Source organism: Serratia sp. LTN-2 (genome assembly GCF_059740205.1).
Window position 1 is genome coordinate 269,504 of sequence record NZ_JCAXDO010000002.1, and the last position, 12,198, is coordinate 281,701.

Annotated in this window: 7 protein-coding genes; all 7 read right to left on the reverse strand. The window is 47.7% G+C overall.

From position 1 onward, the window contains the following. Positions 1–532: 532 nt before the first annotated feature. On the reverse strand, positions 533–1,909 hold the full coding sequence (locus AC6BYQ_RS05030) for a TolC family outer membrane protein (RefSeq protein ID WP_498056403.1): 1,377 nt from the start codon (positions 1,907–1,909) through the stop codon (positions 533–535). 2 nt (positions 1,910–1,911) lie between these two features. Beyond that, positions 1,912–3,243: an HlyD family type I secretion periplasmic adaptor subunit gene (locus AC6BYQ_RS05035; protein ID WP_498056404.1), complete on the reverse strand. Its 1,332-nt coding sequence runs from the start codon at positions 3,241–3,243 to the stop codon at positions 1,912–1,914. Positions 3,244–3,297: 54 nt separating this feature from the next. Next, positions 3,298–5,064, reverse strand: coding sequence for a type I secretion system permease/ATPase (locus AC6BYQ_RS05040; RefSeq protein WP_063919074.1), 1,767 nt, complete (start codon positions 5,062–5,064; stop codon positions 3,298–3,300). 380 nt (positions 5,065–5,444) lie between these two features. Beyond that, on the reverse strand, positions 5,445–8,084 hold the full coding sequence (locus tag AC6BYQ_RS05045; RefSeq protein WP_498056405.1) for a beta strand repeat-containing protein: 2,640 nt from the start codon (positions 8,082–8,084) through the stop codon (positions 5,445–5,447). A 311-nt stretch (positions 8,085–8,395) separates the two neighbouring features. After that, positions 8,396–9,373 carry a polysaccharide pyruvyl transferase family protein gene (locus tag AC6BYQ_RS05050; RefSeq protein ID WP_498056406.1) on the reverse strand — a complete coding sequence of 326 codons (978 nt, stop codon included), beginning with the start codon at positions 9,371–9,373 and terminating at the stop codon, positions 8,396–8,398. A 7-nt stretch (positions 9,374–9,380) separates the two neighbouring features. Next, positions 9,381–10,844 carry an MATE family efflux transporter gene (locus AC6BYQ_RS05055; protein ID WP_498056407.1) on the reverse strand — a complete coding sequence of 488 codons (1,464 nt, stop codon included), beginning with the start codon at positions 10,842–10,844 and terminating at the stop codon, positions 9,381–9,383. 155 nt (positions 10,845–10,999) lie between these two features. After that, complete coding sequence (locus AC6BYQ_RS05060; protein WP_498056408.1) at positions 11,000–12,052, reverse strand: glycosyltransferase; 1,053 nt, start codon at positions 12,050–12,052, stop codon at positions 11,000–11,002. Positions 12,053–12,198: the final 146 nt, after the last annotated feature.

Here is a 12,198-nt window from a genome sequence, read left to right on the forward strand (position 1 = left end):
TCAGTGCATTCGAAAAAATCTTTAAAATTATTAATGTGATAATTCTCAAAAGCCTGAAAATGACTGGTAAGATCTTTCAAACCAATAATAAGAATAACCTGAGAGTATAATGTTAATATCAGGGACGTGACTTACTATTATACAACATGGCTCCAGCACTCTGAGTGAGCCCCTGACACTAGCAGCATCAAATAGAAAAAACAAAAGCCATAAAAATCAACAAAATAAATACAACGCTACCGCCCTTGGCTTCCAGTTACCAATCACTGATGTATACGTCCACTTGTTGTCATTAATGGTCACTACTGTGATGTTTGTCACTTGGTAAACATCACATACCAAGCGGCGATAAAAGCGTGTTAACACATCACCGCATCTGACTTCACAAGGCTTATATAAGGCAAGGGAGCTATTTTTAGCTCATCTCACCAATCAAGCGATAACATAACGTATAAACACAAAAAAGAGCAGCTTTGAGCTGCTCTTTCAGATTTATACTTAGGGTGGTCAGAACTGTTCGCCGAATTATTGTTCAGCGTCCTGCAGAAAAATACTGCGCCACACGCAACACATCCTTCTCGTCCAGCGTACCGGAGTCGCTCAGTAGGGTAATCCAGGACTTGATGTAGGTGTACTTGGCAGAAGCCAGATCGCGCTGGGCGCTATAGAGCTGCTGTTCGGCGTTGAGCACATCGACGTTGACGCGCTGCCCCGCCAATACGCTCTGCCGGGTCGCCGTCACCTGGGTAGTCGCCGACTTCACCGCCAGCTCGTAGGCCGCCAGCTTGGCGCGGCTGCTGATGCACAGATTGAACTGCTTGCGCAGATCGTTCAGCGTCGAACCCACTTGCGTATCCATCTCGGCCATCGCCTGGCCGTAACGTGCCGCCGCCTGCCGCGTTGAGGCCGCCACGCCGCCGCCGGAGTAAATCGGCAGACTCACCTGTACCCCGATGCTGTCGGTGCGGTATTTCTGGTTAACCGTGTTGTCGCTGCTGGAATCGTTCTCCGAATGCGAAGCATAGAGTTGCACACTCGGCATAAAGCCAGCGCGGTTTCTCTCTACTTCGTATTTCGCCGCATCGACGCCGTGGCGCGAGGCGGCCAATAGTGGGTTATTCTCCAGAGCTATCTTTTGCCACTCATCGAACTTCGACGGGATTAGCGGCGCCACCTGGAATTTGCCCGGCCGCAAGACCTGCAGCTCATCCAGTTGATTCAGCGGTACCCCGATGATGACTTCCAACTCACGCTGCGCGGCATCCAACGCGTCGCGCGCTTCGATCACCTGCGCTTCAGCCAGGCTGTAGCGCGCCTGCGTTTCGGAAACGTCGGTCAACGTCCCCTCACCCGCGCTCATCAGCCGATCGTTCAACGCCAGCTGCTCTTTATAGGCCGCTTTTTGCGCCTCGGCCAAGGCAATCTGATCTTTGGAATAGGCCACTTCGACATAGGCATTGACCACCCTCACTGCCAGATCGAGCAGTTTGCCGCGATAGCGTTCGTCCGACATCAGCGTCTGCGCCACGCCGCCTTTATAGCGCGCATAGGCTTCGTAATCGAACAGCGGCTGCGTCAACGTCACCGAGCTGGAATAGCTGCGGTACTGCTGACGCCGCGTCGCTTCCGTAATATTGCCAAAGAAGTCGCTCTGCGGGTACTTCTGCGTTTGCCAGTTGCGCGGCGAATTCTGGTAGTTCAGCGATACCTTCGGCAGCAACCCGGCCCTGCCGATATTTTCGTTTTCATCTCCCGCTTCTTTCTCTTTTATAGCCGCCCGGAAGGTCGGGTCCTTTTCTAATGCCAGCGAATATGCGTCTAAAATCCCTATCGAATAAACCGGCGCAGACATCGCAAACAATAGGGTGCCGATAACCAGACCGGCAGCCTGTCGTTTTGATTGAATCAAAATTATTCCTCGGTTAATGAAGTATGAGCGCGATCCAAAATAGGTTTAAACAGATAGCTCAGCAGCGAGCGCGACCCCGTTTTCACGAACACCTCCACCGGCATCCCCGGCTTGATGTCCTCGCCGCTGAGCATTTTCATGCCCTCCGGCGAGACCGTGACCTGCATCTGGTAGTAAGGTTCGCCATTGGTTTTATCGACCAGACGGTCGGCGGAAACCAAGGTGACCGTTCCCGGAATTTTCGGGGTTTTATTTTGGTTGAAGGCGGTAAACATCAGATCCACCGGCAACCCGTTGTACACCTTGTCGATCAGGTCGACTTTCAGGCGAGAATCCACCACCAATGTCGCCTGACTGGGTACCACGTCCATCAGGTGGTCACCCGCTCCCACGACGCCCCCCTGAGTGAAGATATTCAATCCGACCACGGTGCCGTCCACCGGTGAGGTGATGGCGGTGTTGCCCAGATCGAAATCGGCCATTTGCAGCTTGTTGCGGAACTCGCTGGCGTCCATTTGGGTTTGCGCCAGCTGCGTTCTAACCTCGCGCTGATAGTCGGCGAAACGCTGATCGATACGCTGTTGAGATTCCTGCAGCTGCTTTTGCAATTGACCAATCCGCCCGACGGTTTCATCGATGCTGCTATTTACCTCGGCGAACTGGCGCTGAATTTCCAGATAGCGGTTACGCGGCAGGTAACCGTCCGCCGCCAGCTGTTTCATGCTGTTCATCTGCTCACGCAGGCTGGAGAGTTGGATCTGTTTGTTGGCGCGCGAATCCTGCAGGCCTTTCAACTGGAAACGGATCCCGTCCATCGACTGCTTGTAACCGTCAATTTCACTCTGCAGCCCCTGGCGGCGGGAGGCGAACAGCTGCGTCTGCAGCGCGATGATCTCCGCGACGCGTGGCTGATCCTTGATCTTGATGAAGATGGGGGAGAAAGTGACCGCGCTCAGACCATCCCGTTCAGCGAGCAAACGCCCTTCGGTCGCCAGCGTGGTATAGTACTGATCGCGCAGGGAATCGACCTGCGCCTGCGCCTGCACCTGGCTCAACTGCACCAGGACTTCGCCGGCTTTCACCTTATCGCCGTCTTTCACCACGATATTTTTGATTATGCCGCTGGCCGGCGCCTGCACCGTTTTACGGTTGCCGGAAACGGTTACCGATCCCGGCGAAGCGACCCCTTTATCCAGAGGCGCAAACGCCGCCCAGGCTAAGAAGCCGAACACGCCCACTCCTAGCGCCAACCACCCGAGGCGGGTATAACGACGCTCATCCAGCGGGATCTGTTCTGAGTACGAGTCATTCGGCTCGCCAATATGCGTAGACATACCAACTCCTTTGACTGTCGGCGACGCAACGGCGCCGCCAGACAAGTTCACGGCTTAATTAATTTGAGTTTTAGGAATATCGCCTTCATCCGGCTCGGAGTTCACCGCGCGCACCGCTTGCGGAGGCACCTGCGCTTTTTGCGCATTCGCCAACGCCTGCAGTACTTGCTGCGTAGGGCCAAACGCATTGACGTTCCCGTTAACCAACAGCAACAGCTTGTTGGTCATCGCCAGCAGATTGGTACGGTGAGTAATCAGAATCACCGTCTTATTCCGCTGTTTAAGGAACGTAATGGCCTGGTTCAACGCCCGCTCGCCGGCATCGTCCAGATTGGAGTTGGGTTCATCCAGCACGATAAGAGAAGGATCGCCATACAGCGCGCGCGCCAAACCGATACGCTGTTTCTGACCACCGGAAAGCCCGGCGCCACCGCTGCCGATCACCGAATCATAGCCATTAGGGAAGCGCAGAATCAGCTCATGCACCCCGGCCAACTTGGCGGCCTCGATCACTTTCTCCGAGTCCAGTTCGTTGAAGCGGGCGATGTTCTCTGCGATGCTGCCGGCGAACAGTTCAATATCCTGCGGCAGATAACCGATGAAAGGCCCCAGTTCGTCCTTGTTCCACTGATAGATATCGGCGTTGTCGAGCCGCACAATGCCTTCGCTGACTGGCCAGATACCGACCAACAGGCGCGCCAGCGTTGACTTGCCTGAGGCGCTTGGCCCAATAATCCCCAGCACGTCTCCCGGCTGAATGGCAAAGCTGACGTTATGCAACACCGCGCTTCCCTTCGAACCGGGCGGCGTCGCAGTCACCCCTTCAACAGAGATCACCCCTTCCGGACGCGGCAACGACATGCCGGTACCGCGCGGAGGATGCTGATCCAGCAAGCGTACCAGGCGCTGGTATGCCAGCTTGGCAGAACTCCAACTTTTCCAAACGTTGATCACCTGCTCGATCGGCGCCAGCGTGCGCCCCATCAAAATGGAACCGGCGATCATCATGCCCGGCGTAATGTGCCCATCGATCGCCAGCCAGCCCCCAAGCCCCAAAACCAACGACTGGAGCGACAGACGCACAAACTTGGTGATCGACGTCACCCGCGACGCCCGCTCGCTGGCGATGCGTTGGCTGTTCAGGAAGCGCTGATGCAGACCGAACCAGCGTCCTTTCAGATTAGGCAACATGCCCAGCGCTTCGATCACTTCGGCATTACGCAGGTTGGTGCTGGCCAGACTGCTGGACATAATAGAAAGGCGGCTGGCATCCGCCAACGGCTTCTTCGACACCACTTCGTTGATCACCGCCAGGGCGATCAACAGCAAGGAACCCACCAGGGCGAACAACCCCAGCCAAGGGTTAAACAGGAAAATCACCAGCAGATAGATCGGGAACCAGGGCGCATCGAAGAAGGCAAATAGCGCGCTTCCGGTCAAAAACTGGCGCACGTTGGTCAGATCGCTCAACATCTGGCCGGCATCGGAAGAGCCGTTCTTTAAATTCGCCTCGTAAGCCGCCGTATAGATGCGCGTATTGAGGCGCATATCCAGCTGGCTGCCGATGCGGATCACCACCATGCTGCGCACGTATTCAAGCAAGGACATCATGCCAAACATACCCAGCATGATCAGCGTCAGCATTAACAGCGTGATTTCATTACGCGAAGGGAGCACCCGGTCATAAACCTGGAGCATGTAAATAGAAGGAACCAGCATTAACAGGTTAATAAACGCCGTGAAAATACCAACGGTCCAGAAGACTTTACTGCGCGTCCGTATAACATCCGCAATTTCGTTGCGCGGGATAAATTGATTCACGTTCTGCCCTTACATCATGTGCACTGTCAGTCCAATCCGCATTGACCCCTCCCCTAAAGAAATTCCTAAAAAAGAATTTACCCCGGGAAGACTCACCCCAAAAAAATGCCCGAGACTGCAGATACTTTCGTTAACTATAGGTTGAGAAAGTGAAAATCGGCAAGGTTGGCCATAAAAAAAAAGACGGTCACAAAGATGAAATAAACCATGACAAAACAATGAGATATAGGAGAGCAAAAATAAGAGAGGAAGATAACGAAATGGAATAACTTAGAGAGGATGATGCCGCTCACAAAATTAAACATGCGGGGGGTTACGCCCCCGCATTATTTAATTCCCAATAGTCCCATGGGGAATTATTGGTTATTGCAACTTTACCCTTAGGCGTAGTGCAGAGTATCCACCAATTGCTGGTGGTTCTGGCCAGTCAGGTAAATAACCGTGTCGTTGGCATCCAGCGTGTGGTTATTGTTGTTATCAATAATCACATAGGAGTCAGCATTGTTACCGGTACCGCTGAACACCACCGAAGCCACGCCCACCTTCGCCGTCAGCGAGTTTGGATTGCTCAGGCCCAGGATGCCGCCCAACAGGCCGACAACGCCGGTGGTCAGACCGCCAACCAACGAGCCCAACAGTGCATCCAACGTATCTGAAGCGCGAGTACCGTAATCCGCCACCGCAGTACCGGTATTGGACAGGGTCAGCCCGGAAGCAGCATCAACGATCTTGTCCTTCGCGGTGCTGAAGTCGGTGATGGTGACCCCCGCCTGCGTGTTACTGGATTTCAGATCGTAGATATTCGCCCCGGCACCGCCGGTCAACGTGGTGTTGCCCAGTACGTTGAAGCTGTCGGCTGTCGACGTCCCTTCAACCGTCAGTTGATAACCGTTCAGGCCCAAGGTGTTCAACAACGGGGTCAGCAACGCGGTGGTAACCGCGCTCAATGGCAAGGCGTTCAACAGCTGCACGATGATACCGTCACCAGTACCCGCATGGCTTGAATCCAGGTTCAAACCGCCGGTATTGGTCGAAGCGTTAACATCACGCACGTTACTGAAACCGCTGCCCAGCGTCAGATTCAACGCATGATCGCCAGTCACATTAACAGTCTGAACCTGCGCATTGGTACCGGCCAGAGACAGAATGTTGTTAAACGAACCTGTACCGCCGGAAGCCACGTTCACCGTTGTCAGCGCAGTGCCCAGCAGGGCGCTGCTGCTGCTGTTCAGGCTGATGGCGCCGGCATTCACGTTGGCCGAACTCACCGCATCGAAGTTGATATTGAAGTGATCGGTGGCGTTCTGCACGAAGGTGAAGTTCAGCGTACTGGCAGAGGTCGCGTCCCCTTTCACTTCCAGCTGCGCGGCGTTACCGCCGGCGGCGTTGATGACGTTGACGTTAGCCAGCCCGGAAATCACGAAACCTTGCGCCCCCAGGTTGGTCGCTGCCGCGTTTTGGGTAACCGTACCGCCGGTAGTGCCTTCCACCGTGGACGTGCCGTTGGTCAGGCCGAAGTCGAAGGTGTTGGTTGGCGTAGTGACGGTAGTGGTAGTCGGCGAACCAATCAGTGGTGTCGTAATCAGCGTACCGACAGACTTACCGATGTAGCCGGTCAGATCAATCTGCTCGAAGTTCGAGAAGTTGTTGGCGTTGCTGGTCACCGTGCTGGTGCGAACGCCCAGGGCGTTCTGGTTGGTTACTACGGTTTTGGTGATGAAGTTGGCAGAGATGGAATCCGTGCCGGTACCGCCGTCAGCCTTGACGGTATTGGCAACGGTGTTCGCACCGCCGGAGACCGCGTTACCCGCCCAGTGCAGGCTGTCGTTGCCGGCGCCGAGGTTAAACTGTGCGGTACCGGTCGCGATATTAGCCGTCGAAGTCACGACCACATTGTCTGAACCGGAGCTGGCGTTCAGAATGACGTTGCCGTTGTTGACAGTCACCGCCACGCCAGGGTTGACGCCGTTATCAGACAGGTTCACCGTTGCTGCGCTGGTGCCGTTGATGGTCAGGTTAGCCAGGTGATCGGCGAACTTCAGGTTGACCAGGCTGGCTGTGCTGGCATTAAGTTGAACATCAGTCAATACCGCCGTTTCAGCATTGCTGATCTGGTGGGACAGCCCCGAATTGATCGTACCAATGGCATTACCACCGGAAGCCGATGATGACAACGCCGCAGCAGTGTTGTAAACCAGACTGGTACCGATCTGGTATTCAAAGGCATGCTGTAGCGTAACTGTGGGAGCATCGGTAGCCGTCGAGTTACGTAAGTCATTGATGATAGCCTGCGTAATAACAGATTTGTTCGTTCCCAAGGCGTTATAAGTCGCTAGCTGAGAAGCCGTAGCATTCACACCGTACACGCCATTAAAAATGTGCTGAATGAACGCATCACCGGTCAAATTAGCGCCTTTCTGCTGAAACTCTGAGGAAGCCAGTAGGTTGCTAACCAAAAGAGAAAATGACTTGCCCGGTTGCAATAAATAGTTCGTCCAATAGTTTAATCCACTAGAGTCAGCCGAACGATAAGGCACCGCCAGATAAACAGACGCAACTTGCTCCTGAGAAGAAAGCGCAACGCTCCACTGGTTCCATGCTGCTGTGCCGTAATTATTAAACAACAGAGCATCGATGTGGTTGTCAAAATTGCTTTGGGCAGTCAAATTAGTACTATCGAATTGCTTATAATTTAACAAGTTATCGATTGCGCTGTAAATTGCATTGTTCAGAGACGTTGTCCCCAGAATACCTTGAAGAACGCTGTCAGCCGGTGCAGTACCATAAACCTTTGTATAAACCGTTCTTAGGATATCCAACGAAGTGCTCGACCCATACAAGGCCTGCCCTTCAGCAGATGCTAACAGGTTGCCAACGTAAGTCTGCGCAGTAATTTGTCCCGTACGGATTTGACCAGCATCGGCATCAAAGGCCGTAAGGCTAGTAAAAGTACTATGCCCTAAGACGGCGTACTGTATAGCTGCCACGACCTTCTGGTACAGCAAAACTTGAGAAGCCATAAGTATATCCTCAAAATTAAAAATTAATCTCAGATATCAAAAGGTTAACAAAAACAAAAAAGAAACATGTGGACACATGCAAGTTAAGGAAAGTTCAAAAACTCAACATTGTCAAACAACATAAAAAAATTAAAATAAAAATATTCCTAACAACACAAAAAACCAAAAAAAACAAAAAACAGACATAATGTATGTTACACTACATAGAATTTATATACAGATTAATAATCACGTATAAAATCACAACACAACCATACTCAGACCTCTGAAAAAGCAGTTTCAAAAAAAATTCATAGAATGCGAGAATCAAGCTACCCAATAAATGCCTTGCAATCCATGGCAAGAGAAAATGAATAGTTAAGGTGCTTGGTACCATTAATAATCATCGTGTTATTATTTATTTTAACATTTGATGAACCAAAATTTTTCACCCCCCTCCCTCGACTATCAACGTCAATTCTATTGAAAAAATCAAGCAGGCCATCAAAACGGCAGTTGTCTATTTTATTCTTAAATCCGCCATTAATGAAAATAACAGGCGTCCCCATTGCCAGACAAGGCAGCGCGGTGTGAATACGTGAAGTAACAACCAGCTTAGCCGAAGAAAGTTTTAGAAGAAAGTTATGAGCCATTTCAATACCCTCTTCATAAGAGACATAAGGAACTATTTGAGTCAATATACTGGCATCATTTAATAGATCCCTGCTAAAGCATTTATTAAGAACTTTATCCTTATGAAAAAACTCCAAAACACGGCCGTTAAGAATCCTTTTCGCCAAACGTAGAGGTTGTCGCACCAATTCAAAAGGTGTCAACGCATCATACATCACATCAACAAAATAGATATCACCAGAGCAAGAGTCACGCTTATATGTATCGCCCAAGGTAAGAGTCATACACCCCGAGTAATATGCAGAAATCCCATGCTTCTTGAGCAATTCTACCGTATAAAAATCCCTGCATCCAATGGGAGCATGTTGTTTAAAATGAGAGATGACTTTAGCAGAGAAGATCTTATCAGCAACTAATGCATTGATATGAACAGACGTATAAAGTGGAGAAATACTGCAGGATGGAGGGAAATTTTCTGGCGAGTCCATATACCAGGCATTCATTATCATCTTCACGGGCTCACCGCGATAGTTGCTTAAGCTATCCCGTGGTATTGGGATATCACATGAAGGCAAAAACTGTCTAGCTGCAATAGTTTGCACATAGTCGCCTAAATTAATCCACCCTCTTTTACGGTAGATATCACTCTCGTACGTCAGAAATCCATACGCAGCCATTATAACCTCATCTAGCTATATTCATCTTCCTAAGCAACTTGAAAAATGATGCTCTATCACCAGTATCAAATATGATAAAAAAGAACATCACGGTAACAATAAGCAAGTTACAAAGAGAAACTATCAATAAAGAAAAATAACCATCGTCAAACAAACGACTCATGTAAAGACAGGTAAAAACAGAAATTGTTGCTATAGCCACAAACTTAGGAAAAACTATGAGCAGGAAAGCATTTAAACTATAAAGAGAAAAAATTCTTTGCGTCCACAAAACCCTCAACACGAACAGAATTAACGCACACAAGATCCTTATCAAAAAAACAAAATAGATTGAGCAGTTCAAAAAAAATAAACCCATCATCAACAGAACGGATATTCCCATAACTAAAGATATAACCAATTGATATCTTTTCAACTCACCATTGGCATATATAGCAGTGACAAAGGGATTTGACAATGAATCAACAAACATATAAACGATAACAACCCTGATAAGATTGGGAAGATAATCAGGTATATCCCCAAGCCAAATGGCGCTCACAAAATTAGCGAACACAAACATTGGGACGCCTGATAAAATAGTAACAAAAGCAGTCAATTTACAAGACAATAAGATAACATCACTCATCTCTTCGGTATTACCTAAAGAACCACTTTTAATTATTTTTGGCGTAAATGCCATTTGTAAAGCACCAGTTATTCGATTAAAAGCATTCAGAACCTGCTCAGCCAACCAGACTGCTGCATTAGCGATCAAACCTACAAAATAATAAGCTAAGAGAGCAATTGATTGGGATACCGCTATAATGCTAAATGCACCTAATAATGGCCAACGAGAGAACAAGATAATCTCTTTAAAAAAGAGACCATCAATCCCAATTGAAAAAAATACTTTATGGAAAGAAACATATCTTGAGCATAGATAAACATACAATAAAGAAACAAAAGCATAACCAAGGAAAACAAGTAAAGCATACGAGACAATCTTGTTTTGAAAGTGGAAAGATGTAAAAACAAAAACCATCAACCAACGTTGAAAGGCATCAAATATTCCAGCTTTAGCAAAGACAGACATTTTTTCAGATGCAAGTAAATATCCCATGAAAGGGGTCTGTAAAACTTGAAAAAGTAGAGTTGCTATTGTTAATTGATATAGTAAAAAAACATCATCAGCACTTACTCTTGCAGACTTAACTTGCGATAAAACAAACCACAGCCCAAAAGTTTCCGCAACAAGAAGAATAACAATGCAAATAATTAAATACATCATAACAATACTGCCAAATCTTTTCTCTAATAGCTCACTTTTTCTTGCTATCTCGATTGTAAGAAACCTTTGCGTAGACAGTGAAAAGACATTTTGAATAAAAGAAAAAAGAAATGTGACACCACTAACCAGACTATAAAGTCCAAAATCAGAGATGCCAAGAGTGTTTAGCGCCATACGGGAAGTGTACAAAGTTACAAACATCAATATCAACGTTCGGCTATATAAAGCAAAAGAATTGATTAGCATTATTCGCCTATTGCTCACACCCTTCACCTCCCTCATTCGCTCATATCATATCCTAGAGAATAGGGCGAGTTTCTCATGTCTGAAAAAAACAAAAGGTACAATCCACCCACTCATTTTTTACCTTCTCTTTCAAAGAAAAAGTCCGAAATTTTCTTACTTAATTCTCGCGACTCAAAATCCGCGCTACCAGTATTATAAAGCGACTCGGATGTTAAATAATTAATCATCCCATCTCTAGCCGGAGAAATAACTGGTATGTTTCTCGCCAAAGATTCAAGCATTATTAATGGAACACCTTCATATCTGGATGGAACAACAGTGAAATCTATATCTCTCGAGTTCTCCCAAACATTATTTTTCCACCCCAAGAAAATGACCTCAATATTAGGAGAGAGGTTAGCAGCGAGTTCTCTGAGCCGCTTAAGGTCTGGACCGTCACCGAAAACTTGCAACTCAACAGGAAAGTCTATATATTTCAATGCATTGATCAATATATCCTGTCCTTTTTGACGGAAAAGAACCCTTCCTGCCATGATAATTTTTAATGCCTTGTTCGAAGGAGAAAATTCATATCCAATACCTCTTATTTCAGAACGTCGTGGCTTGGCAACAAAATTATTAATAACCCTGACAGAAGCATTTTTATTTCTGGCAATGATACCTTTAGCTGTCGCCTCACAAATGGTGAAGAAACAGTCACAATTTCTATATACAAACCTGGCAAGGAAATCTTTAATAGAAGGGGCCCAGCTTTCCATTTTTTTAAAACTATGAGTATAGGGAAGATAACTAATAGTGTTTTTCATTCCCAGAATCTTTCCTACATTGATAAAAACAGAGCCAAACTCTATATCACCCTGAATTATAAAAATAAAATCAAATTCGTCTCTTATTGAGATAAGAAAGCAAGCAGCACGAAAAATATGAGTTGGGTTAAAAAAAGAATGAATTATCTCCATGTTATTATGACGAACATCATGAAACTCATAACAAATGGAAGAAGCCATCAATAATTCAGCCAGCTTATTATTCCCCAATGGAATATAACACGTCACCCTCACATCTTTTTTAACATATCGTCTTAGATGAGAAACAGCCATCACTTCATGGCCCCCGAGGATTGATGCTGTAAAAATAACTGCGACTTTCCTACCTTTCAACATACACCCTCATAAAACAACTAAACCACTATCGGCATAGTGAAGTATAGTATTGGGGGAAGCAACATTTTAAAAGATTACTCTAACCACATAAAAACGTCCAGTTTTGATATTAATATTTAGGCACTAGCTCACAAATTTGAAATACA